Genomic DNA, 23,876 nt, shown 5'->3' with positions numbered 1-23,876 from the left:
ATGGATAGAACATCATGAACTTACACGAATACCAGGCGAAACAGCTGTTTGCACGGTATGGTATGCCAGCACCGACTGGCTACGCCTGCACCACGCCACGTGAAGCCGAAGAAGCCGCCTCGAAAATTGGCGCGGGTCCGTGGGTGGTGAAATGTCAGGTTCATGCCGGTGGCCGCGGTAAAGCGGGCGGTGTGAAGGTGGTTAACAGTAAAGAAGACATTCGTGCTTTCGCTGAAAACTGGCTGGGCAAACGTCTGGTGACCTACCAGACTGACGCCAATGGTCAGCCGGTAAACCAGATCCTGGTTGAAGCGGCGACCGACATCGACCAGGAGCTGTATCTGGGTGCGGTGGTTGACCGTGCTACCCGTCGCGTGATCTTCATGGCGTCAACCGAAGGCGGCGTGGAAATCGAGAAAGTGGCGGAAGAAACCCCGCACCTGATCCACAAAATGGCGCTGGATCCGCTGACCGGCCCGCAGCCATACCAGGGCCGCGAGCTGGCATTCAAACTGGGCCTGACCGGCAAGCAGGTCAGCCAGTTCACCAAAATCTTCATGGGTCTGGCGACCATGTTCCTGGAGCGCGACCTGGCGATGGTTGAGATCAACCCGCTGGTGATCACCAAACAGGGCGACCTGATCTGTCTGGATGGCAAACTGGGTGCCGATGGCAATGCCCTGTTCCGTCAGCCAGAGCTGCGTGAAATGCGCGACCCAAGCCAGGAAGACCCACGTGAAGCCCACGCGACGCAGTGGGAACTGAACTACGTCGCGCTGGAAGGCAATATTGGCTGTATGGTCAACGGCGCTGGTCTGGCGATGGGCACCATGGACATCGTGAAACACCACGGTGGTCAGCCTGCAAACTTCCTTGATGTTGGCGGCGGCGCAACCAAAGAGCGCGTTACCGAAGCCTTCAAAATCATCCTGTCTGACGATGCTGTGAAAGCGGTATTCGTTAACATCTTCGGCGGTATCGTGCGCTGCGACCTGATCGCAGACGGCATCATCGGTGCTGTGGCTGAAGTGGGTGTCAACGTACCGGTCGTGGTACGTCTGGAAGGTAACAACGCCGAGCTGGGCGCGAAGAAACTGGCGGACAGCGGTCTTAACATCATTGCAGCAACCAGCCTGACAGACGCAGCACAGCGTGTTGTCGCTGCTGCGGAGGGTAAATAATGTCCATTCTGATCGACAAAAACACCAAAGTCATTTGCCAGGGTTTCACCGGTGGCCAGGGAACGTTCCACTCTGAGCAGGCGCTGGCCTATGGTACGCAGCTGGTTGGCGGTGTGACGCCAGGTAAAGGCGGCACCACCCATCTCGGTCTGCCGGTGTTTAACACCGTGCGTGAAGCAGTAGAAGCGACAGGCGCCACCGCTACCGTGATCTACGTGCCGGCACCGTTCTGCAAAGACGGTATCCTGGAAGCGATCGACGCGGGCATCAAACTGATCATCACCATCACCGAAGGCATCCCGACGCTGGATATGCTGACGGTGAAAGTGAAGCTGGACGAAGCAGGCGTGCGCATGATCGGCCCGAACTGCCCGGGTGTGATCACCCCTGGCGAATGTAAGATCGGTATCATGCCGGGCCACATTCACCAGCCAGGCCGCGTCGGTATCGTGTCACGTTCCGGTACGCTGACCTATGAAGCGGTTAAGCAGACCACTGACATCGGCTACGGCCAGTCCACCTGTGTGGGCATCGGCGGTGACCCGATCCCAGGCTCCAACTTCATCGACATCCTGAAAATGTTCCAGGACGATCCGCAGACCGAAGCGATCGTGATGATCGGTGAGATCGGCGGCAGCGCTGAAGAAGAGGCCGCGGCGTTCATCAAAGAGCACGTGACCAAGCCTGTCGTCGGCTACATCGCCGGCGTAACGGCGCCGAAAGGCAAGCGTATGGGCCACGCCGGCGCCATCATTGCCGGTGGTAAAGGCACCGCCGATGAGAAATTTGCTGCGCTGGAAGCGGCCGGTGTGAAAACCGTTCGCAGCCTGGCCGATATCGGCGACGCGGTGAAAGCGGTACTGCCAGCGAAATAACATTTTGCTGCTGAAAGAACAAAGCCACCTGCGGGTGGCTTTTTTTATGGCTGTAATGCACGGCCATTAGCCGTCCTCACACATTTGCAGTAAAAACGTAACGGCAACATTTTCTGCGGCTATGCTTACTTTGTCGTTGAGTAAAGAAGGGCAAAGAGGCGTGCTTTTTCCCGTCAGCGTCCAGGCATCTGGCTGGCACAGAGGTTAAATAATTACGGGAAAGGTAATTGTTTTCTTAATTGCGCTATCGATTTATGACAACTAATTAACAACAACTCTAACACTACATATCTGGAAAATTATTGTCTTAATCCAGATCAATAAAAGGCGATATATAGCAAACTTTACCGCTGGCTAAAAGCAACCCAACCGGTATAAATTGCGCTGCATCAATTCAGTCTTTTTCATCATTTTTCAGGAGTTTGTGCCAGGCGTTGTCATATCAATTCTGTCGCCTCCTCATCTTACTCCTGCTCGAAACAGGCTGAAGCGATCGGTTTTTCGGGGAATTTTCACCACTGTTACTCGCTCACTTCGGGCCGCAGTACGCATTGTGCTGTCGGTAACAAAACTGGAATCAATAATCAGTCGTTCCTGACCTTATTCTGCATCGCACTGCCCGCTGTTTGTGGTTGTTAATCGCAGGATGAGTTCATGCGAGGAGCAAGGAGTCATCATGTTAGATATTGTCGAGCTGTCGCGTTTACAGTTTGCCCTGACGGCGATGTACCATTTCCTGTTCGTGCCATTAACGCTGGGTATGGCGTTTTTACTGGCGATCATGGAAACGGTCTATGTCCTGTCGGGAAAACAGATTTATAAAGATATGACCAAATTCTGGGGCAAGTTGTTTGGTATCAACTTTGCGCTGGGTGTGGCCACCGGCCTGACCATGGAATTTCAGTTCGGTACCAACTGGTCTTATTACTCCCACTACGTCGGCGATATCTTCGGTGCGCCGCTGGCCATCGAAGGCCTGATGGCGTTCTTCCTTGAATCCACCTTTGTCGGCCTGTTCTTCTTCGGCTGGGATCGCCTCGGTAAAGTGCAGCACCTTGCGGTGACCTGGCTGGTGGCACTCGGCTCGAACATGTCCGCGCTGTGGATCCTGGTGGCGAACGGCTGGATGCAGAACCCGATCGCTTCCGAATTCAATTTCGAAACCATGCGTATGGAGATGGTGAGCTTCTCCGAGCTGGTGCTGAACCCGGTGGCGCAGGTGAAATTTGTGCATACCGTGGCCGCGGGTTACACCACCGGTGCGATGTTCATTCTGGGCATCAGCGCCTGGTATCTGCTGAAAGGGCGCGACATCGCGTTTGCTAAACGCTCCTTTGCGATCGCTGCCAGCTTCGGTATGGCTGCCGTGCTGTCGGTCATCGTGCTGGGTGACGAATCCGGCTATGAAATGGGCGACGTGCAGAAAACCAAGCTGGCCGCTATCGAAGCCGAATGGGAAACCCAGCCGGCGCCAGCGGCCTTTACGCTGTTTGGCGTGCCGGATCAGGCGACGCAGGAGAACAAGTACGCCATCCAGATCCCGTATCTGCTCGGCCTGATCGCCACCCGTTCTGTCGATACGCCGGTCACCGGCCTGAAAGATCTGCTGGCGCAGCATGAAGTGCGCATCCGTAACGGTATGAAAGCCTATGCGCTGCTGAACGAGCTGCGTGCCGGCAGTAAAGATCCGGCGGTGCGCAGTGAGTTTGAGACGCATAAACAGGATCTCGGCTACGGTCTGCTGCTCAAGCGTTATACCCCGGACGTGGCGAACGCCACGGAAGCGCAAATCCAGCAGGCAACGCAGGATTCCATTCCGCGCGTGGCACCGCTCTATTTTGCCTTCCGCATCATGGTGCTGTGTGGCGTGCTGCTGCTGGGCATCATTGCGCTGTCGTTCTGGAGCGTGATTCGTAACCGCATCGGTAAGAATCGCTGGCTGCTGAAAGCGGCGCTGTACGGTATTCCACTGCCGTGGATTGCCGTCGAAGCTGGCTGGTTTGTCGCTGAATATGGCCGTCAGCCGTGGGCGATTGGTGAGGTGCTGCCAACCGCTGTGGCCAACTCGTCGCTGACCGTCGGCGATCTGCTGTTCTCGATGATCCTGATCTGCGGCCTGTATACCGTGTTCCTGGTGGCGGAAATGTATCTGATGTTCAAATTTGCCCGCCTTGGTCCAAGCAGCCTGAAAACCGGCCGCTATCACCATGAAACAGTGCAGGCTGTGACTCAACCGGCGCGCGGATAAGGAGAGCGACCATGTTTGACTATGAAGTGTTGCGTTTTGTCTGGTGGCTGCTGATTGGCATTCTGCTGATCGGTTTTGCCGTCACCGACGGCTTCGATATGGGCGTGGGAATGCTGACCCGCATCCTCGGTCGCACCGATACCGAGCGTCGCATCATGATTAACAGCATCGCGCCGCACTGGGACGGTAACCAGGTCTGGCTGATCACTGCCGGCGGGGCGCTGTTCGCCGCCTGGCCAATGGTCTATGCCGCCGCGTTCTCCGGTTTTTACGTGGCGATGATTCTGGTGCTGGCCTCACTGTTCTTCCGTCCGGTCGGCTTTGATTACCGGTCGAAGATTGAAGATATGCGCTGGCGCGGTGCCTGGGACTGGGGCATCTTCATTGGCAGCTTTGTGCCGCCGCTGGTGATTGGCGTGGCGTTCGGTAACCTGCTGCAGGGCGTGCCGTTCCATGCTGATGAGTACCTGCGCCTGTTCTACACCGGTAATTTCTTCCAGCTGCTTAATCCGTTTGGCCTGCTGGCTGGAGTGATCAGCGTCGCGATGATTCTGGCCCAGGGCGCGACTTACCTGCAGATGCGCACCAGCGGCGAACTACACCTGCGTTCCCGCACCGCGGCGCAAATCAGTGCGCTGGTGATGCTGGTGGGCTTTGTACTGGCCGGCGTGTGGGTGAAGTACGGCATTGATGGTTATGTGCTGAAAAGCGCAATCGATCATCACGCGGCGTCTAACCCGCTGGGTAAAGACGTGGTGCGTGAAGCCGGCGCCTGGCTGGTCAATTTTGAACAGATGCCGGTGCTGTGGCTGTTCCCGCTGCTCGGCGCGCTGCTGCCGCTGCTGACCATCCTGTGTTCGCGCATGGAGAAGGGCGCATGGGCGTTTATCTTCTCTTCGCTAACGCTGGCGTGCGTCATTATGACGGCGGGCATTGCGCTGTTCCCGTTCATCATGCCATCCAGCACCGTGCCGGGCACCAGCCTGACCATGTGGGACGCGACCTCCAGCCTGCTGACGCTACAGATCATGACCGTGGCAGCCATCATCTTTGTGCCGATTATTCTGGCTTACACCAGCTGGTGTTACTACAAGATGTATGGCCGCATCACCAAAGAACACATTGAGCGCAATACGCACTCCCTGTACTGATTGAGGAGATTAAGCATGTGGTATTTTGCCTGGATTCTTGGCACCTTGCTGGCCTGTGCGTTTGGCGTGGTCACGGCACTGGCGATCGAGCATGTGGAAGAGGGCGGCGCGCAGGACGACAAGCTCTGATGCGCAGCCTGATACAGACGCTGTATCGTCTGATGGATAAGGGCCCGCTACGGGCCCTTTCACTGATTCTGGCGCTGTGGCTGGCCGGATGCGTCATCTGGCAGCCGGCGCGCTTTGCCGCACGCACCAGTGAGCTCGCTATCTGGCACGGATTATTGTTAATCTGGGCGGTGTGCAGCGGCGTGATTCACGGCACCGGTTTCCGGCTACAGCGTGCCCGCTGGCAGGCACTGTTTGCCCCGCTGCCGGCGCTGATCGTGCTGGCGCTGGGAATTTACTGGTTCTACCATTAAGTTCTGTCTCAGCCCGCAAGGGCTGTTTTACCGCTGCTGACGTGAGTTTTTGTCAGCGGTTGGTCAGGAAATCTCCCAAAAATCCTTCCAGTTGTTAACGTCTGATAATTATTTTCTCCTGGCTCTGGCGGACCATTCCCAAGCCGATCTCACTTGCGTATAGTAGCAACGTTTAAAATGAGACCGGGATGTAGAGTGAGTACAACGCTGTTTCGCTGGCCGGTTCGGGTCTATTACGAAGACACTGACGCCGGTGGTGTGGTTTACCACGCCAGCTATCTTGCTTTTTATGAACGAGCACGTACCGAGATGTTGCGCCAGCACCATTTCAATCAACAGGCCCTGTTGGAAGAGCAGGTGGCTTTTGTGGTACGGCGCATGACGGTGGACTTTATTGCCGCGGCACGTCTCGACGACCTTCTGGAGATCCAGAGCGAAGTGACAGCAATGACGCGCGCAACCATGACGTTCTCGCAGCGTATCGTGAATGCTGAAGGCAAAGTGCTCAATGAAGCAGACGTCCTGATTGCCTGCATCAACCCACATCTAATGAAGCCGATTGCGCTTCCCAAGTCTATTGTCGCGGAGTTCAAGCAGTGACTGACATGAACGTTCTTGATTTGTTCCTGAAGGCAAGCCTTCTGGTCAAACTTATCATGTTGATTTTGATCGGCTTTTCTATTGCCTCCTGGGCAATCATCATTCAGCGCACCCGCATTCTTAACGCGGCGGGGCGTGAGGCCGAGGCGTTCGAGGACAAGTTCTGGTCCGGTATCGAGCTGTCGCGTCTCTATCAGGAGAGCCAGGCGCGCCGTGACGAGCTGAGCGGGTCCGAACAGATTTTCTACTCTGGCTTCAAAGAGTTTGCCCGCCTGCACCGCGCTAACAGCCATGCGCCGGAAGCGGTGGTTGAAGGGGCCGGTCGCGCCATGCGCATCTCGATGAACCGTGAACTGGAAGCGCTGGAAAATCACATCCCATTCCTTGGCACCGTCGGTTCCATCAGTCCGTATATCGGTCTGTTTGGTACGGTGTGGGGGATCATGCATGCCTTTATCGCACTGGGTGCGGTGAAACAGGCCACACTGCAAATGGTTGCGCCCGGTATCGCCGAAGCGCTGATCGCTACCGCAATCGGTCTGTTCGCGGCCATTCCTGCCGTTATGGCGTATAACCGTCTGAACCAGCGCGTGAACAAGCTGGAGCAGGGCTACGACAACTTTATGGAAGAGTTCACGGCCATCCTGCATCGTCAGGCTTTCTCTACCGACAACAGCAAGTAAGTCGAGGTAAACGATGGCCAGAACCCGTGGTCGCGGGCGTCGCGACCTTAAGTCGGAAATCAACATTGTTCCGCTGCTGGACGTGCTGCTGGTGTTGCTGCTCATCTTTATGGCAACCGCGCCGATTATTACGCAGAGCGTGGAAGTGGACCTGCCGGACGCAACCGATTCGAAAACCGTTTCCAGCGACGATAATCCGCCGGTGATCGTGGAAGTGGCCGGAGTAGGGCAGTACAGCCTGGTGGTGGATCACGATCGTATGACGCAGCTGCCGCCGGAGCAGGTGGTGAGCGAAGCGCAGCGCCGTATTGAAGCCAATCCGAAGACGGTCTTCCTGATTGGTGGGGCGAAAGATGTGCCTTACGACGAAATCATCAAGGCGCTGAACCTGTTGCATCAGGCTGGCGTGAAATCCGTCGGTTTGATGACGCAGCCGATTTAACGCGAACCGTTTTTGGGAACCGAGAGTGTCGAAGGCAACCGAGCAGAACGAGAAGTTAAAACGCGCGATAATCATTTCGGTGATTCTGCACATCGTGCTGATCGCCCTGCTGATTTGGAGCTCGTTTAACGAACATATCGAAGCCAGCGGCGGCGGTGGCGGCAGTGATATCGACGCGGTGATGGTCGATCCTGGCGCGGTGGTTGAGCAGTATAACCGTCAGCAGAATCAGCAGAGTGACAGTCAGCGCGCCGAGCAGCAGCGCCAGAAGCAGGCACAGCAGCAGGCGGAAGAGTTGCAGCAGAAGCAGGCCGCTGAACAGCAGCGGCTGAAAGAGCTGGAAAAAGAGCGTCTGCAGGCGCAGCAGGAAGCCAAAGAGCAGGCGAAGCAGCAGGCAGAGCAGCAGAAGGCGGCTGAAGCAGCAGCGAAGCAGGCGCAGGAGCAGCAGAAAGCCGCAGAAGCGGCCGCAGCGAAAGCCAAAGCCGATGCCAAAGCGCAGGCCGATGCTCAGGCGAAGGCCGCAGCGGACGCGAAAGCCAAAGCGGAAGAGCAGGCGAAGCAGGCCGCAGCCGACGCGAAGAAGAAAGCGGAAGAGCAGGCCAAAGCCGCCGCAGCCGAAGCGGCGAAAGAGAAAGCCGCGCAGCAGGCGAAAGCCGCAGCTGAAGCCAAAGCCAAAGCTGAGGCAGAAGCCAAAGCTCAGGCCGCGGCAGATGCGAAAGCCAAAGCTGCACAGGAAGCCAAAGAGAAAGCTGCGGAAGCCGCGAAAGAGAAAGCGGCCGCCGAAGCCAAAGCGAAAGCTGAGGCAGCAGCCAAAGCCAAAGCGGATGCGGCGGCGAAAGCTAAAGCGGCGGCCGATGCGAAGAAGAAAGCGGCTGCCGAAGCGGCGAAGAACGAGAGCGATGTGGATGATCTGTTAGGCGGTCTCTCTTCCGGTAAGAATGCGCCGAAAAGCGGCGCCGCTTCCGGTGGTGGCGCGGCGGCAGGTCAGGGCAATCAGAAGAAGGCCGGTGCCTCAGGTGCTGAGGTGAATGCGTATCTGGGTCAGATCACCAGTGCGATTCAGAGCCGTTTCTATGATGCCGATCTGTATCGCGGTAAAAGCTGCGATCTGCGGATTAAACTGGCACCGGATGGTTTGCTGATTGACGTGAAAGCTGAAGGCGGCGATCCGGCGCTGTGTCAGGCGGCGATTACCGCAGCGAAGCAGGCACGCATTCCGAAGCCGCCTTCGCAGGCCGTATATGAAGTGTTTAAAAACGCACCGATGCGTTTCAAACCAGAATAATGCAGTAACGTACGGCAGGTTGAACTAAGGTTAGCTTGCCGTACTCTATGAGTACTCGTGTTTTTTCAGGAACTGTGCGAATTATCATGAACTCAGGTTCAGATAAGGGAGATAAGATGAAGCAGGCACTTCGTGTAACCTTAGGTTTTTTTGTACTGCTGTGGGCAGCGATGCTGCACGCGGAAGTACGCATTGAAATTACGCAGGGCGTTAATACCGCACGCCCAATTGGTGTGGTGCCGTTCCAGTGGGCCGGTCCGGGCGCTGCACCTGAAGATATTGGTGGCATCGTCGCAGCAGACTTACGTAACAGCGGTAAATTCAACCCGCTGGATCGCTCTCGTCTGCCACAGCAGCCGACCAGCGCACAGGAAGTTCAGCCTGCCGCGTGGAGCGCACTGGGTATTGATGCCGTGGTCGTCGGGCAGGTTACGCCGAACGCCGATGGCAGCTACCAGGTGGCATATCAGCTGGTGGATACCGGTGGCGCACCGGGTACCGTGCTGGCGCAGAACTCCTACAAAGTCACCAAACAATGGCTGCGCTATGCCGCACATACCGCCAGCGATGAAGTGTTTGAGAAGCTGACCGGTATCAAAGGCGCGTTCCGTACCCGTATCGCCTATGTGGTGCAGACCAACGGCGGTCAGTTCCCGTACGAGCTGCGCGTGTCTGACTACGATGGTTACAACCAGTTTGTGGTACACCGTTCGCCACAGCCGCTGATGTCACCGGCCTGGTCGCCAGACGGCAGCAAAGTGGCTTACGTGACCTTTGAAAGCGGTAAATCGGCGCTGGTGGTGCAGACGCTGGCCAACGGTGCTATCCGTCAGGTGGCTTCTTATCCGCGTCACAACGGTGCGCCGGCCTTCTCGCCGGACGGCTCTAAGCTGGCCTTCGCCCTGTCGAAAACCGGTAGCCTGAACCTGTACGTGATGGATCTGGCCTCCGGTCAGACGCGTCAGGTGACCGATGGCCGCTACAACAGCACTGAACCTACCTGGTTCCCGGACAGCCAGACGCTGGCTTACACTTCGGATCAGGCCGGTGCGCCACAGATTTACAAAGTTAACGTTAACGGCGGAACGCCACAGCGCATTACCTGGGAAGGGGCTCAGAACCAGGATGCGGATGTGTCATCTGACGGTAAAACGATGGTGATGATCAGCAGCGCCGGTGGCGCGCAGCACGTCGCCAAACAGGATCTGGAAACGGGAGCCGTTCAGACAATAACGGACACGTTCCTGGATGAGACGCCAAGTCTGGCTCCTAACGGCACGATGGTAATCTATAGCTCTACTCAGGGGATGGGTTCCGTGTTGCAGTTGGTTTCAACCGATGGGCGTTTCAAAGCGCGTCTTCCGGCAACTGATGGACAGGTCAAATTCCCTGCCTGGTCGCCGTATCTGTGATGCATCGCTCCCTCGCCTGGCGGGGGAGTAAAATGTATGGCAAACAAAATAATAGGATAAAGAAATGCAACTGAACAAAGTGCTGAAGGGTTTGATGCTGGCTCTGCCGGTTATCGCGGTAGCTGCATGTAGCTCTCACAAAAACAACAACAACGATCAGACCGGTATGGGTGCTGACGGTGCATACGGCGCTGGCGCTGGCCAGAACGGCAACATGTCTTCTGACGAGCAGGCGCGTCTGCAGATGCAGCAGCTGCAGCAGAACAACATCGTTTACTTCGGTCTGGACAAGTATGACGTGCAGTCTGAATACGCTCAGATGCTGGATCAGCACGCTGCTTTCCTGCGCAGCAACCCATCTTACAAAGTGACCATCGAAGGTCACGCGGATGAGCGCGGCACCCCAGAGTACAACATCGCCCTGGGCGAGCGTCGTGCTAACGCCGTTAAAATGTACCTGCAGGGTAAAGGCGTGTCTGCTGACCAGATGTCTATCGTATCTTACGGTAAAGAGAAACCTGCTGTACTGGGCCACGACGAAGCGGCTTACGCTAAAAACCGTCGTGCCGTACTGGTTTACTAAGAGAATCACATGATTAGTAACTTCAGACTTCATCTGTTGAGTCTGTCGTTACTGGTTGGCGTAGCGGCCCCCTGGGCCGCTAATGCCCAGGCGTCAATCAGTAGCGTTGGCTCAGGCTCGGTCGAAGACCGTGTCACCACTCTTGAACGTATCTCCAATGCCCAGGCTCAGCTTCTGCAGCAGTTGCAGCAGCAGATGAGTGATAACCAAAGCGATATCGATTCGCTGCGCGGGCAGATCCAGCAGAACAGTTATCAGCTTAATCAGGTGATTGAGCGGCAGAAGCAGCTTTATCAGCAGATCGACAGTCTGAGCAGCAGTAATGGTGCGCAGGCCAGCGGTGGTGCGGATGCAGCAGCCGGTGCCGCAGCGGGAAACGCTGATGCGGGGAGCAGCAACACGGCTGCCGCTGCACCCGCACAAACCGGCGATGCCAACACCGATTACAATGCTGCCGTCGCGCTGATTCTTGAGAAGAAACAGTACGACCAGGCGATTACTGCGCTGCAGGCGTGGGTGAAGAAGTATCCGGACTCCACCTATCAGCCGAATGCCAATTACTGGCTGGGTCAGTTGTTTTACAACAAAGGCAAAAAGGACGATGCGGCCTACTATTTTGCCACTGTAGTTAAAAACTACCCGAAATCGCCAAAAGCGGCGGAAGCGCTGTTTAAGGTTGGGGTGATCATGCAGGAGAAGAACGATACAGCGAAAGCGAAAGCGGTCTACCAGCAGGTGATCAAACAGTTCCCTAACTCTGAGTCTGCTAAGCAGGCACAAAAACGGCTCGCTGCAATGTAATTGCTGCAGTTAAGACCGGATTTCGTCTGATTTCTGGTCTTGCCGCATGAAAGGTAAGCAGTTGAGACATTTAACGGGAAATAAGGGTTGCGCCCTCCCGCTAAATCAGTAATATATGCCGCCGTTGCCGGGACATATCTTAACAAGTATCGGCAGCACTGAAGATGGGTCGTTAGCTCAGTTGGTAGAGCAGTTGACTTTTAATCAATTGGTCGCAGGTTCGAATCCTGCACGACCCACCATCTCAACCATTCAGTTTTGATGTCACTTCAGTTTGCTTCACAACCTTGATGGGTCGTTAGCTCAGTTGGTAGAGCAGTTGACTTTTAATCAATTGGTCGCAGGTTCGAATCCTGCACGACCCACCATCAAGTCGAAAGTTGTAAGCCACTTCCCGAGCGGGTCGTTAGCTCAGTTGGTAGAGCAGTTGACTTTTAATCAATTGGTCGCAGGTTCGAATCCTGCACGACCCACCAGTTATGTAGAAAGGCGCCCTAAAGGCGCCTTTTTGCTTTTTTACGAAGTTCGGTATGTTGCTTTGAGATCGTACTCAGGCCAGATAAGGCGGGGCGGATCGCAAAGGAACCTCACATCCCTGTGGATCGGCCTCGCCATCCATGGCTCGGACGCTTCGCTCCTCCGCACCCGCCTTTTCTGGCTGTCAGGCATTTCAGCTGCTTTAGTTTTGCAGCGCTTTCAGCAAGGCGCAGAGAGTTAACATGAAGCCGAAGGGTACGGAGCGGTGGAGTAAAGCTTCCGGCGCATGGATGCGCCGGCAGAGCCTACAGGGATGTATTCACGGCGACTTTACGCAACCGCCCCGTCCCCTTTGGCTGAAAGGCACTATTACAGTTATTCTGGCAACGACATCATGCCAAATCTCACTAGCGCTTTTCCGGCGTCAGGCTCTTCCAGATATGCAGCACCGCGTAACTGCGCCATGGGCGCCACTCCTGCGACATCTGCTCTGCGACCTTTGCGCTCACGCCACCGAGATTATTGCGGATCGCAATGTCCTCTTTCGGAAAGGCATCCGGCCAGCGCAGGGCGCGCATGGCGATATAACTCGCTGTCCATGGCCCGACCCCCTTCAGCGCCAGCAACTGCTGCTGCACCACGTCCGGATTAACCGCACCATTGAAGCGCAGCGCTCCTGAGGCGCAGGCCGCGGCCAGTGCCTGGATCGCCTGCGCGCGGGCGCTCACAATGCCGAGGCTGGCGATATCATCGAGGGTGGCAGCAGCCAGTGATTCGGCCTCTGGCGGTAAGCGGGAGAGCGCAGGCCACGGTGTGGTGAGGGGGGCGCCAAAACGCTCCGCCACGCGACTGCTCAGCGTCGTCGCGGCTTTCACCGTCACCTGCTGGCCGAGGATGGCGCGGACCGCCAGCTCGAAGCCGTCAAACGCACCAGGAACGCGCAAACCCGGATAGCGCGCCAGACTCGCAGCTAACAGCGGATCCTGGCTGAGCTGCTCGCTGATGCGCTGTGGCTGGGCATCCAGATCAAACAGATCGCGTAAACGGCGCAGCAGGGCAGGCAGCACCGGCGTCAGCGTGGTGGTAAATTGCACCTTCAGCGCCTGCTTTTCCGGCAAATGGCTAATGCGTACCCAGCCACGACACTGACCGAGCGCCACAGTACGATGATAAACACCCTCGCTGACCCACTCGACTTGCTTCATCACGCGCTGTTGCAGGAAATCGAGGATGGCGTCCCAGTCATAAGGAGGCCGGTAGCTGAGGCGCAGTTCGGCGCTTTCCTGCTCACCATTCAGGGCTTCCGTCTGAATCTGCTTACGCAGACGCGAAGGCGTCATGCGATAGCGAGCCTGGAACACGTCGTTAAAACGGCGCAGACTGCGAAAACCGCTGGCATAGGCGATTTCGGTTACCGGCAATGCGGTTTCAGTCAGTAGCTGCTTCGCCAGCAGCATGCGCCGGGTTTGCCGCAGCTCAAGCGGCGACACGCCCAGCTCCTGCTGAATCACCCGTCTTAGCTGGCGTTCACTCAGGTCAAACTCGCTGGCGATCTCAGCCAGTGTCTCCTGTTCTTCCAGTAAGCCTTCTTCGATACGGCGAATCAGCCGGTCGGCGATGCGATGATGGCTATCGACCGGTGCCGAACCAGGTGCCAGCTCGGGACGACAGCGCAGGCAGGGGCGAAAGTGCGCCTTTTCGGCCGCTTCGGCACTGGCGAAAAACAGGCAGTTCTTCTGCATCGGCGCTTTCACCGGACAGATCGGACGGCAGTAAATACCGGTGGAGGTCACGCCGACAAAAAACACCCCGTCGAAACGGCTGTCGCGCGCCGTCAGCGCCTGATAGGCAATTTCAGGATCAAACATCATCGTCTCCGGCAAATAAACACCATCGTCGCGCAGGCGCGGATGGAAAACTGGCTGCTTTCGGACAGCTAATCAGTTTATGCTCATGGCCGAAAACAGCCAGTTTCGCTGCGCAAAAGTGCGATAATCATCCGCATAGCCCACGCCGGAGGTGCAACATGTATCACGCTAAAATCATTACCACGCCCGTCGGAGAACTGACGCTCATTGCCACGGATCGCGGTCTGTCAGCCATTTTATGGGAAAACGAAGGCGCGCAGCGCGTGCCGCTGAAACCGATCGCGCGTAACGACCAGCATCCGATTCTCTGTGAGGCCGAACGCCAGTTGCGCCAGTACTTTGCTGGCGAGCGCCAGCAGTTTGACATGCCGTACGACACCGTTGGCACTGCGTTTCAGAAAAAGGTCTGGCAGGCGCTGCTCACCATTCCGTTTGGTGAAACCCGCAGCTATCTGCAAATCGCGGAGCAGATCGGCAACCCGAAAGCGGTACGTGCCGTCGGGGCTGCCAACGGTAAAAATCCGTTGTCGATCATGGCGCCCTGTCATCGCGTTATCGGCAGCAACGGTAAGCTCACAGGCTTCGCTGGCGGCCTGGCGGTAAAAGCGTTTCTGCTTGAGCTGGAAAGCCCACAACAGGCCAGGCCGGCGCGCAGCTGGTACTTCCCGCATAAAAATCACACGACAGGCTCGGTGTAATCCGCTATTGTGTTTAGCATATAAAACACGATGGCGGATTTAATGCCGCATCATCGTCCTGATGGGCGATTTTGTTAAATCGATAAAACGAGAGCCGTGTCATGAGTGCAATGTTTGATGCTGAAAGCGCCATTTATCCCTTCCCGCCGAAACCGGCGCGCCTCAGCCCGCAGGAAAAAGCCGGTTACATCGAAGAAATTAAACGTCTGCTCAAAGCACGCGATGCGGTGATGGTGGCGCATTACTACACCGATCCGGAAATCCAGGCGCTGGCCGAAGAGACCGGCGGCTGCGTGGCGGATTCCCTTGAGATGGCACGCTTTGGCAGCCAGCATCCGGCGCAAACGCTGCTGGTGGCCGGCGTGCGTTTCATGGGCGAAACCGCCAAAATCCTTAGCCCGGAAAAAACCGTGCTGATGCCCACGCTGCAGGCGGAGTGCTCGCTTGACCTCGGTTGCCCGATTGACGAATTTAACCGCTTCTGCGATGCGCATCCGGATCGGACTGTAGTGGTTTATGCCAACACGTCGGCAGCGGTAAAAGCACGCGCCGATTGGGTAGTGACGTCCAGCATTGCGGTTGAGCTGATTGAATATCTCGACAGTCGCGGTGAAAAAATCATCTGGGCACCGGACCGCCATCTGGGCCGCTACGTTACGCAGCAAACCGGCGCTGATGTGCTGTGCTGGCAGGGCGCCTGCATCGTGCATGATGAGTTCAAAACCCAGGCGCTGCAGCGCATGAAAGCGCTCTATCCTGACGCGGCGGTGCTGGTGCACCCGGAGTCACCGCAGGCGATTGTCGAACTGGCCGATGCGGTCGGTTCCACCAGCCAGTTGATTCAGGCCGCCAAAACGCTGCCGCATCCGCAGATGATTGTGGCGACCGATCGCGGCATCTTCTACAAAATGCAGCAGGCGGTACCGAATAAAGAGTTACTGGAAGCGCCCACCGCGGGCGAAGGGGCGACCTGCCGCAGCTGCGCGCACTGCCCGTGGATGGCGATGAATGGCCTGCAGGCTATCGCTGAAGGGCTGGCGCACGGCGGCGAGCAGCATGAAATTCACGTCGATGCGGCACTGCGTCAGGCGGCGTTACTGCCGCTCAACCGCATGCTAGACTTTGCAGCACAACTCAAACTTACGCTGAAAGGGAACGCCTGAGGCGGTTTTCATACAGGTGCAGATGATGGACTTCTTTAGCACACACAATATTCTGGTTCATATTCCGATTGGCGTCGGCGGCTACGATCTGTCATGGATTGAGGCGATCGGTACGCTGGCCGGCCTGCTGTGTATCTGGCTTGCCAGCCAGGAAAAAATTATCAACTACCTGTTTGGTCTGATTAACGTCACGCTGTTTGCGGTGATTTTCTTTCAGATTCAGCTGTATGCCAGCCTGCTGCTGCAGCTGTTCTTCTTTGTTGCCAACGTGTACGGCTGGTACGCGTGGAGCCGGCAGACCAGCAGCCATGAAGCGGCACTGAAAATCCGCTGGCTGCCGCTGCCGAAAGCCATCGGCTGGGGCGCCGCCTGCGTGATCGCCATTGCGCTGATGACGCGCTATATCGACCCGGTATTCGCTTTCCTCACGCGCACCGCGGTGGGCCTGATGCAATCGCTCGGCCTTAACGTGGTGATGCCGCAGCTGCAGCCAGATGCCTTCCCGTTCTGGGATTCCTGCATGATGGTGCTGTCGATTGTGGCGATGATCCTGATGACGCGCAAATACGTCGAGAACTGGCTGCTGTGGGTGGTGATCAACGTTATCAGCGTGATGATCTTTGCGCGTCAGGGCGTGTATGCCATGGCGCTGGAGTACGCCATTCTGACGCTGATCGCGCTGAACGGCACGCGCCTGTGGATGCAGAGCGCACGGGAACAGGGTCCGCGCGCGCTGTCCCATTAGTGGTGATGATGCGCGTGGCCTTCCAGCGCTGCGTGCTCGTGCTGCGTGCCGCTCTCCTCGCATAACTCGCAGTCCGGGCCGACGCAGGGCTGATACTCCATCTGCACCGTGGCATGGGCAATCTGATAATGCTGGTGCAGATACTGATGAATGCGTCGCAGCAGGCCGTCGTGATCGTACGGCGGAATAACCTGTACGTGCAGCGTCAATACCGGCTTTTCGCCCACCTGCCACACATGCACATGATGCACATTGCGCACTTCATCAATCTGACGCGTCAGCGCCCGCGCCAGCTTATCCACGTCGATATGCGTCGGTGCGCCTTCCAGCAGCTCGTGCAGGCTCTCGCGCAGCAGCGCCCAGCCGCTGCGCACCACCAGCAACGCCACCAGCAGCGACAGAATCGGATCGATCGGCGTCCAGCCGGTCAGCATGATGATCACCGCCGCCACGATTGCACCCACCGAACCCAGCAGGTCGCCCAGCACGTGCAGCGCGGCGGCACGCACGTTGAGATTCTTCTCTTCGCTGCCGCGATGCAACAGCCAGAATGACAGCAGATTCGCCAGCAGGCCGGCAATGGCGATGCCGAGCATCAGGCCGCCTTCAATCGGCTCGGGCTGGTAAAAACGGCGCAGTGCTTCCCAGACGATCAGGACGGTAATCACCAGCAGCGCGATCGCGTTCACAAACGCTGCCAGCGTGGTGAGGCGCAGTAAGCCAAAAGTGTGACGCGCATTCGGTTTGCGCCGGGCGAACTGCACGGCCAGCAGCGCCATCAGCAGCGCGGCGGCGTCGGTGAGCATATGTCCGGCATCGGCCAGCAGCGCCAGCGAGCCGGACACCAGCCCGCCGATGACCTCGGCAACCATAAACAGCGCGGTGACGCCAAACGCGGCGGCGAGACGCATGCGGTTGCCGCCGTGCTCACTGTGAGAATGAGTGTGTGCCATAACGTTCCAGTTGGTTAAGTAGCCTGTTCGTTAATGATATCAGTAAATTGAGATTATCACGGTCAGGCTGATGCTGTTTTGCCGCGTCGGCCAGCTGCTGGCAGCGGGCGGCCACGTCGTCAATGCCGAGCATCAGCCAGCTGCCTTTCAGGCGGTGCGCCGCGCGCGCCAGCTGGGGCCAGTCTGCGGCCGCGCTCGCCTGTAGCAGCGCATCACGATCCTGCTGCAGCGTACGCTGCAGGGTGTGGCAAATACGCGGGATGAAAGCCGGATTGTGCTGCGCCAGAATCTGCAGGCTGTCAGGCAGCACCTGCAACGGATCGCGCACTGCCTGCGCCAGCAGCGGTGCAATATCCCGCAGCGTCACCGGCTTGACCAGCTGCGCTTCGTCCGCCTGCAGCGGCAGTTTCAGCAGCTGTACGTCGGCGGAGCACAGTATGCGCAGCGCAGGCTGCACGCGCTGGCGCTGACGGCGGCGCAGGATGCGCAGCAGCGTCAGGCCGTCCGGGCGCGGCATCATCTGGTCAATAAACAGCACATCAAACGGCTGCTGCGCATCGGCCCGCAGCAGTTCGCGGCCATCCTCAAACACCGCCGCAGTAATGCCAAAGCTCGCCAGCTGCTGCTGCATCACCAGCAGATTGGTCGGGTGATCGTCGACAATCGCCACGCGCAGCTGTGGATAGTGCGGCCAGTGCGTGGCGTCATCCGCCGCTGTCGCCGCACAGGGTTCCAGCGGCAGGCGCACGCTCACCGTGGTGCCCTGCTGCGGTGCGGAGTGCAGCGACAGCGTGCCGCCCATGCGCTGTACAATCTCGCGACAGATAAACAGCCCGAGGCCGCTGCCCTGCACCGCATGGCGCTTGCCCGACGGCGCCTGATACCACGGTTCAAACAGCTGCGCCTGTTCGCTGAGCGGAATGCCGCTGCCGCTGTCGCTCACCGTCAGCGCGATATCCCCGGTGACCGCCAGCGTCAGGCGGATTTCGCCGTGGCGGGTAAATTTCAGCGCATTGGCCACCAGATTGTTCACCACCTGCTGCAGGCGATCGCTGTCGAGCATCACGCTGGCCGGCAGCGGGGTCAGCGCCGCCACGTGCAGCTGTGGCCCGCCATCACGCATCAGCGGGTGGTAAAACTGCTGTTGCTGCTGTAGCCATAGCGTGAGATCGAGCGGGCGCGGCGTCAGGCGGAAGCTGTGATTCTCGATGCGCGCATGATCCTGCAGGTCGTTCAGCAGCGTCATCAGCGACCGGGCGCTGCTGTGCATCAGATCGAGCCGCGCGCTCGGATGCTGCTGCTGCTCCAGCTCCAGCAGACCCAGAATCGCCTGCATTGGTGTGCGCAGCTCGTGGCTGGCGGTGGCGAGAAACTGACTTTTAGCGGCATTGGCGCGCTCCGCCTGCTCGCGCTGCAACCGCTCACGCCGCTGCTGCAGATAGCGGCGCAGCAGCAATACCAGCAACAGCAGGATGATCACGGCGGCCGCAATCAAAATCAGCAGCGGCACATTGCGCATCGTCATGGTGGTGCCGGGCTGCGGCGGCTGCGACCAGCTGACGCGCATCTGGTTCAGCGTATCCGCCGGAATCTGCTGCAGCGCATGGTCGAGCAGGGCGCTCAGCTGCGGCTGCTGAGCGCTCACCTGCGGCGCCAGCGGCCAGGCGATATCGCTGGCCACAAACGCGAGATGCACGCGGTTGCCCTCATGGCTGGCCATGCGCCAGCGCGCCGACAGCACGTTATCCACCACTGCATCAATCTGGCCAGTGTTGAGGGCCTGCCACAGCTGGGCGCGATCGTCGAACAGCTGGGGCGCGATCTCAGCCGGAAGCAGACGCTGCGCCAGATCGCCACGCAGCACGCCGACGCGCTGAGCGTGCAGCGCGGACCAGTCCATCGGCTGCCTGTCGGACAGCGTGTAAATGCCCCAGATGGCGCGCCACACTGGCAGCGCGGTGCGGTTAGCATCGTCCCCGTACAGCGGCTGTAACAGGTTGAGCATCACCTGCTGCTGCTGCAACAGACTGGCGGCCTGCTGCGGATTATTGACCCAGCGCGGCGTGAAACGCAGACCGGTGCTCTGGCTCAGCGCGTTAAGCAGGTCAATACCGAAGCCGCGCGCGTTGCCGCTGGCATCGCGATAGCTCCACGGCGCGTTATCGCTCTCGGCGGCATAAGGAATGGCATCCTGCTGCGCCAGCCACTGTTTCTCTGCGCCCGTCAGCATCAGGGTCTGCGTATCCTGATAGCGCAGCAGCGGCGGACTCCAGCGCTGCTGCACGCGGTTGCTGAACTCCGCTGGCAGCAAACGCAGCTGGCGGTTGAGCCAGGCAATCAGCGCCGGATCGCGCGTCAGTGCGCGCAGCGACAGCTCGCCGGCACCGGGATCGGCGGTGATTTGATAAATCTGTCCCTGCTGCAGCTGGCTGAGCAGGAAACCGGCGCTGGCTTCATCGGCCACCAGATAGTCACTCTGCTGGTTCAGCAGCGCATACAGCGCCTGTAAATTGCCGGGCAGCGTCTGCCAGCGGTGGCGATGTGCAAAGGTTTGCGGCAGCTGCGCCAGCGTGTCGGCGGCGATGGTCAACTGAGCGTTATCACTGTTGAACATCACCGCGCGCTGGTTGTCACGATTGCGGTAGATGCGCATCGGACTGGTGAACCAGCTCTCGCTGGTCAGTACGTCGGCGGGCAGATCGCGCTGGCGGGTGCTCAGCACCATATCCACGTCGCCACGCTGCAGCGCCGCCAGCTGGGCGGCAAAGTCAGGGTAGCCGTGCAGGCTGAATGTGCTGCCGCTCAGCTGGCTGAGGGCGCTGAGATAATCGGCATCAATGCCCCAGATGCGATCGCCGATGCGCATCGCCCAGGGCGCGCTGTTTTGCGCCGGCACCGCCACGCGCAGCACCGCTCCTGGCCACGGCTCGGCGTGCGGCGCGGGCATCATGGCGGGCAGCATCACGCTGCTGGCGGGCTGCAATCCGGCGCGCGCCAGCAGGCTAAACAGCAGGAAAAGCAACGGCAGCCAGCGTTTCACTGCTGCGCTTTCCACAGTTCTGCCAGCTCGACCACCGACTGCACGCCGGTCTTCTCGAGGATATTTTTCTTGTGGGTGCTGACGGTTTTGTTGCTGATGTGCAGCTGTTCGCCAATCTGAATATTCGACAGCCCGCGCACCAGCAGCGCCACAATCTGCTGCTCTTTCTCGGTGAGCGGTAGCGCAATGCGCTCCGGCAGCGGCGGAAACGCCTGCTGACCGCCCAGCACCGCCAGAATCGCGCTCAGCAACTGCGCCATGCTTTGACTCTTCACCACATAGCCGGCCGCGCCGAGCGAGGCGGCGCTGAGCAGCGTGTGGCGGCTCTGCTGGGCCGAGTAGATCAGCACCGGACACTGCGGATGGCGCGCACGCAGACGGCGCAGCAGCTCCAGACCATCGCTATCCGGCAGGCCGATATCCAGCACAATCAGATCAATATGATGCTGTTGCAGCAGCTGGCGCGCCTGGGCTTCGTCACCGGCGGCGTAGAGCTGTAATGGAATAGGGGCGTTGAGGCAGGCCGCTTCCAGCGCGACTTCAACTAAAGGGTGATCATCGATAAGCAGCAGCGCAGCCATGAAACAGTTCCTGTGAATTTCATAGCGTTAGCATAGCGGAAATAGGGCAGGGGAAAAACAACAGGGCGAGCCGAAGCTCGCCCTGCATCACGCTCCGCGTGGATTACTGCGTGGTGCCGTCAGTTTTGTGTTTAACGTGACCACCGCCTTCCTTAGTTTCAACTTTCTTGTTCATATCCGGGCAGCGACCATCTTTACACATGGTATTTTTGTGTTCCTGGCTGGCCGACATATTGCCGGAGCTGGTACCAGGAGTCGCGGCACCGTTGGTGTTCATGCTGCCGTTATTGATGTTGCTATTATCGACATTATTTGGCGGCAGATTCTCTTTCGCGCCGCCTGCGGCTGCGCCGGCTTCTGCTGACGCATTCGCCTGGCCGTTGTTGTTATCTGCAGCCAGTGCTGCGCCGCTGCCCAAAGTCATCGCTGCCGTCAGAAAAATCAATGCAAACTTATTCATCATTATGCTCCTGTAATAAATGGATAGTTGCCGCGTGACACCCGCTGGTGCTGTTTGACGAAAAAAGCGTGCCGCGACGGAATTTAATTCCGTCATGAGTGTTCGGCATGAATATAAATAGCGAAAGCACCTCATTCCTCAGTGCTTACGTTTAAAAAGCTTAGTTCATAAACGAATAAATGCAAATCTGAGCGAGCCATTGGCGCACAGGACATAATTTACACCTGGTGCCTGAAGGGATACATTGGACGGGTTGCGCCCGACGTACGCAGGGCCAGAAATTTGAATGGAATAAGTATGGATTACCAGAACGACGATTTACGCATCAGAGAGATCAAAGAGTTATTGCCCCCTGTTGCGCTGCTGGAAAAATTCCCCGCCACCGATAACGCTGCTCAAACCGTTGCCCAGGCCCGCCAGGCCATTCACCGCATTCTGCACGGTGAAGATGACCGCCTGCTGGTGGTGATTGGGCCATGCTCCATCCACGATACGCAGGCAGCCAAAGAGTATGCCGCGCGCCTGCTGACGTTGCGCGAGGAGCTGAAGGGTGAGCTGGAAGTGGTGATGCGCGTGTACTTTGAAAAACCGCGTACCACGGTGGGCTGGAAAGGGCTGATCAACGATCCTTACATGGACGGTAGCTTCCAGATTAACGACGGCCTGCGCCTGGCGCGTAAGCTGCTGGTGGATATCAACGACACCGGACTGCCGGCTGCCGGTGAGTTCCTCGACATGATCACACCGCAATACATGGCGGATTTGATGAGCTGGGGCGCCATTGGTGCGCGCACCACCGAATCGCAGGTGCACCGCGAGCTCTCCTCCGGGCTCTCCTGTCCGGTCGGCTTCAAAAACGGTACCGACGGCACCATCAAAGTAGCCATCGATGCCATCGGTGCTGCCAGCGCGCCGCACTGCTTCCTGTCGGTCACCAAATATGGTCATTCGGCGATTGTCGAAACCAGCGGTAATGAAGATTGCCACATCATTCTGCGCGGCGGCAAAGAGCCAAACTACAGTGCGGAACACGTTGCGGCGGTGAAAACCGGGCTGGAAAAAGCGGGCCTGCGTCCACAGGTGATGATCGACTTCAGCCACGCCAACAGCAGCAAGCAGTTCCAGCGTCAGATGGTGGTGGCCGCAGACGTGGCGCAGCAGATTGCCGGCGGCGAGCAGGCGATTACCGGCGTGATGATTGAGAGCCACCTGGTGGAAGGCAACCAGAGCCTCGACAGCGGCAAACCGCTGGTGTACGGCCAGAGCGTCACCGACGCCTGTATTGGCTGGGACGACACGGAAAAAGCGCTGCGTCAGCTGGCGCAGGCGATCAAAACCCGTCGCGGCTAACGGCAGCGCACGGCATAAAAAAAGGCCAGACTCGCGTCTGGCCTTTTGCGTTTCAGCGTGAACTTACTTCGCTTTACCCTGGTTAGCAACGGCGGCGGCTTTCGCTGCGATCTCGTCGGCATCACCCAGATAGTAATGTTTGATTGGCTTGAAGTTCTCGTCGAACTCATACACCAGCGGTACGCCGGTTGGGATGTTCAGTTCGAGGATCTCATCTTCGCTCATGTTATCGAGGTATTTCACCAGCGCGCGCAGTGAGTTACCGTGCGCGGCAACGATCACTTTCTCACCGCTCTTGATGCGCGGCAGGATGCTCTCGTTCCAGAATGGGATCACGCGATCGATGGTCAGTGCCAGGCTTTCGGTGGTTGGCAGCTGCGCGTCGGTCAGGGATTTGTAGCGCGGGTCGTGGCCCGGGAAACGCTCGTCGTTACGATCCAGCTCTGGCGGCGTAACGGCAAAGCCGCGGCGCCACTGTTTCACCTGATCGTCGCCATATTTTGCAGCGGTTTCCGCTTTGTCCAGACCCTGCAGCGCACCGTAGTGGCGCTCGTTCAGACGCCAGGTTTTCTCGACCGGCAGCCAGGCCTGATCCAGCTCATCCAGCACGTTCCACAGAGTGTGGATGGCACGCTTCAGCACTGAGGTGTAGGCAAAATCAAACACGAAACCTTCTTTTTTCAGCAGCTGACCGGCTGCTTTGGCTTCGGTGCGACCCTTGTCGGACAGATCCACGTCGTACCATCCGGTGAAGCGGTTTTCCTGATTCCACTGGCTTTCGCCGTGGCGCACCAGAACCAGCTTAGTTACGGCCATAGCTTTACTCCTTAATGCTTAATGTTTCGATGATGATAGAAA

General features: G+C 58.1%; 23 protein-coding genes and 3 tRNA genes. 20 read left to right on the top strand and 6 right to left on the bottom strand.

The genetic code is table 11. The features are described from left to right. Positions 1–14: 14 nt before the first annotated feature. From sucC to ABVR31_RS13225, 16 genes are all read left to right on the top strand, one after another. Positions 15–1,181 (top strand): ADP-forming succinate--CoA ligase subunit beta, encoded by a 1,167-nt coding sequence (sucC, locus tag ABVR31_RS13300; RefSeq protein ID WP_006118458.1) that lies wholly within the window; start codon positions 15–17, stop codon positions 1,179–1,181. After that, positions 1,181–2,056 carry a succinate--CoA ligase subunit alpha gene (gene sucD / locus ABVR31_RS13295; protein ID WP_021508535.1) on the top strand — a complete coding sequence of 292 codons (876 nt, stop codon included), beginning with the start codon at positions 1,181–1,183 and terminating at the stop codon, positions 2,054–2,056. Before sucC ends, sucD begins: the two co-directional genes overlap by 1 nt. 676 nt (positions 2,057–2,732) lie before the next feature. Then, positions 2,733–4,304 (top strand): cytochrome ubiquinol oxidase subunit I, encoded by a 1,572-nt coding sequence (gene cydA / locus ABVR31_RS13290; protein ID WP_058757874.1) that lies wholly within the window; start codon positions 2,733–2,735, stop codon positions 4,302–4,304. An 11-nt stretch (positions 4,305–4,315) separates the two neighbouring features. Further along, on the top strand, positions 4,316–5,455 hold the full coding sequence (cydB, locus tag ABVR31_RS13285; RefSeq protein ID WP_021508533.1) for a cytochrome d ubiquinol oxidase subunit II: 1,140 nt from the start codon (positions 4,316–4,318) through the stop codon (positions 5,453–5,455). A gap of 15 nt (positions 5,456–5,470) precedes the next feature. Further along, positions 5,471–5,584, top strand: a complete 114-nt coding sequence (cydX, locus tag ABVR31_RS13280) for a cytochrome bd-I oxidase subunit CydX (protein ID WP_010615998.1) — start codon at positions 5,471–5,473, stop codon at positions 5,582–5,584. Beyond that, positions 5,584–5,877 carry a cyd operon protein YbgE gene (gene ybgE, locus ABVR31_RS13275; RefSeq protein WP_058757871.1) on the top strand — a complete coding sequence of 98 codons (294 nt, stop codon included), beginning with the start codon at positions 5,584–5,586 and terminating at the stop codon, positions 5,875–5,877. Before cydX ends, ybgE begins: the two co-directional genes overlap by 1 nt. Positions 5,878–6,054: 177 nt before the next feature. Next, positions 6,055–6,477 (top strand): tol-pal system-associated acyl-CoA thioesterase, encoded by a 423-nt coding sequence (gene ybgC / locus ABVR31_RS13270; RefSeq protein WP_168714917.1) that lies wholly within the window; start codon positions 6,055–6,057, stop codon positions 6,475–6,477. Beyond that, complete coding sequence (tolQ, locus tag ABVR31_RS13265) at positions 6,474–7,160, top strand: Tol-Pal system protein TolQ (RefSeq protein WP_010616001.1); 687 nt, start codon at positions 6,474–6,476, stop codon at positions 7,158–7,160. Before ybgC ends, tolQ begins: the two co-directional genes overlap by 4 nt. A gap of 13 nt (positions 7,161–7,173) precedes the next feature. Continuing rightward, positions 7,174–7,602, top strand: coding sequence for a colicin uptake protein TolR (gene tolR / locus ABVR31_RS13260; protein WP_021508530.1), 429 nt, complete (start codon positions 7,174–7,176; stop codon positions 7,600–7,602). Positions 7,603–7,627: 25 nt separating this feature from the next. Then, entirely contained in the window at positions 7,628–8,887 is a 1,260-nt protein-coding gene (tolA, locus tag ABVR31_RS13255; RefSeq protein ID WP_021508529.1) for a cell envelope integrity protein TolA, read from the top strand. Positions 8,888–9,003: 116 nt separating this feature from the next. Further along, on the top strand, positions 9,004–10,299 hold the full coding sequence (gene tolB / locus ABVR31_RS13250; RefSeq protein WP_021508528.1) for a Tol-Pal system beta propeller repeat protein TolB: 1,296 nt from the start codon (positions 9,004–9,006) through the stop codon (positions 10,297–10,299). A gap of 64 nt (positions 10,300–10,363) precedes the next feature. Further along, the gene (gene pal / locus ABVR31_RS13245) at positions 10,364–10,882 is read left to right on the top strand and encodes a peptidoglycan-associated lipoprotein Pal (RefSeq protein WP_021508527.1); all 519 of its coding nucleotides are present in this window, start codon (positions 10,364–10,366) and stop codon (positions 10,880–10,882) included. A 9-nt stretch (positions 10,883–10,891) separates the two neighbouring features. Continuing rightward, positions 10,892–11,683: a cell division protein CpoB gene (cpoB, locus tag ABVR31_RS13240; protein ID WP_058757869.1), complete on the top strand. Its 792-nt coding sequence runs from the start codon at positions 10,892–10,894 to the stop codon at positions 11,681–11,683. 166 nt (positions 11,684–11,849) lie between these two features. Then, positions 11,850–11,925, top strand: a tRNA-Lys gene (locus ABVR31_RS13235). Between the two features lie 50 nt (positions 11,926–11,975). Continuing rightward, positions 11,976–12,051 (top strand) — tRNA-Lys (locus tag ABVR31_RS13230). 32 nt (positions 12,052–12,083) lie between these two features. Then, a tRNA-Lys gene (locus tag ABVR31_RS13225) sits at positions 12,084–12,159 on the top strand. A gap of 408 nt (positions 12,160–12,567) precedes the next feature. Here the strand turns inward: ABVR31_RS13225 and ABVR31_RS13220 are convergent. Beyond that, positions 12,568–14,028 (bottom strand): AlkA N-terminal domain-containing protein, encoded by a 1,461-nt coding sequence (locus ABVR31_RS13220; protein ID WP_372774042.1) that lies wholly within the window; start codon positions 14,026–14,028, stop codon positions 12,568–12,570. A gap of 158 nt (positions 14,029–14,186) precedes the next feature. On the opposite strand from ABVR31_RS13220, the gene ABVR31_RS13215 reads away from it, so the two are divergent. The 3 genes from ABVR31_RS13215 (at position 14,187) to pnuC (ending at position 16,634) form a co-directional block, all read left to right on the top strand. Beyond that, positions 14,187–14,726 (top strand): methylated-DNA--[protein]-cysteine S-methyltransferase, encoded by a 540-nt coding sequence (locus tag ABVR31_RS13215; protein WP_372773127.1) that lies wholly within the window; start codon positions 14,187–14,189, stop codon positions 14,724–14,726. A gap of 101 nt (positions 14,727–14,827) precedes the next feature. Beyond that, positions 14,828–15,889 carry a quinolinate synthase NadA gene (nadA, locus tag ABVR31_RS13210; protein ID WP_372773126.1) on the top strand — a complete coding sequence of 354 codons (1,062 nt, stop codon included), beginning with the start codon at positions 14,828–14,830 and terminating at the stop codon, positions 15,887–15,889. Positions 15,890–15,914: 25 nt separating this feature from the next. Further along, positions 15,915–16,634: a nicotinamide riboside transporter PnuC gene (gene pnuC / locus ABVR31_RS13205; RefSeq protein ID WP_372774040.1), complete on the top strand. Its 720-nt coding sequence runs from the start codon at positions 15,915–15,917 to the stop codon at positions 16,632–16,634. On the opposite strand, the gene zitB is transcribed toward pnuC, so the two are convergent. From zitB to ABVR31_RS13185, 4 genes are all read right to left on the bottom strand, one after another. Then, on the bottom strand, positions 16,631–17,587 hold the full coding sequence (gene zitB / locus ABVR31_RS13200) for a CDF family zinc transporter ZitB (protein ID WP_372773124.1): 957 nt from the start codon (positions 17,585–17,587) through the stop codon (positions 16,631–16,633). The two genes, pnuC and zitB, sit on opposite strands and share 4 nt — an antisense overlap. Beyond that, positions 17,562–20,642, bottom strand: coding sequence for an ATP-binding protein (locus ABVR31_RS13195; protein ID WP_372773122.1), 3,081 nt, complete (start codon positions 20,640–20,642; stop codon positions 17,562–17,564). The genes zitB and ABVR31_RS13195 overlap by 26 nt, the downstream gene beginning before the upstream one ends. Continuing rightward, a complete protein-coding gene (locus tag ABVR31_RS13190) occupies positions 20,624–21,208 on the bottom strand; it encodes a response regulator transcription factor (protein WP_021508519.1) in 585 nt (194 codons plus the stop codon). The genes ABVR31_RS13195 and ABVR31_RS13190 overlap by 19 nt, the downstream gene beginning before the upstream one ends. A 103-nt stretch (positions 21,209–21,311) precedes the next feature. Next, positions 21,312–21,668 (bottom strand): YbgS-like family protein, encoded by a 357-nt coding sequence (locus tag ABVR31_RS13185; RefSeq protein ID WP_372774038.1) that lies wholly within the window; start codon positions 21,666–21,668, stop codon positions 21,312–21,314. A 297-nt stretch (positions 21,669–21,965) separates the two neighbouring features. On the opposite strand from ABVR31_RS13185, the gene aroG reads away from it, so the two are divergent. Next, positions 21,966–23,018 carry a 3-deoxy-7-phosphoheptulonate synthase AroG gene (gene aroG / locus ABVR31_RS13180; protein WP_021508517.1) on the top strand — a complete coding sequence of 351 codons (1,053 nt, stop codon included), beginning with the start codon at positions 21,966–21,968 and terminating at the stop codon, positions 23,016–23,018. Positions 23,019–23,081: 63 nt separating this feature from the next. On the opposite strand, the gene gpmA is transcribed toward aroG, so the two are convergent. Continuing rightward, the gene (gpmA, locus tag ABVR31_RS13175; protein ID WP_010616013.1) at positions 23,082–23,834 is read right to left on the bottom strand and encodes a 2,3-diphosphoglycerate-dependent phosphoglycerate mutase; all 753 of its coding nucleotides are present in this window, start codon (positions 23,832–23,834) and stop codon (positions 23,082–23,084) included. Between the last annotated feature and the right edge of the window lie 42 nt (positions 23,835–23,876).

It is taken from the genome of Pantoea sp. WEP, from assembly GCF_041678305.1.
In the GTDB taxonomy this organism is placed as follows: domain Bacteria; phylum Pseudomonadota; class Gammaproteobacteria; order Enterobacterales; family Enterobacteriaceae; genus Pantoea; species Pantoea dispersa.
Note: the sequence above shows the minus strand (reverse complement) of the source record. Positions and strands in the feature narration are given on the sequence as shown.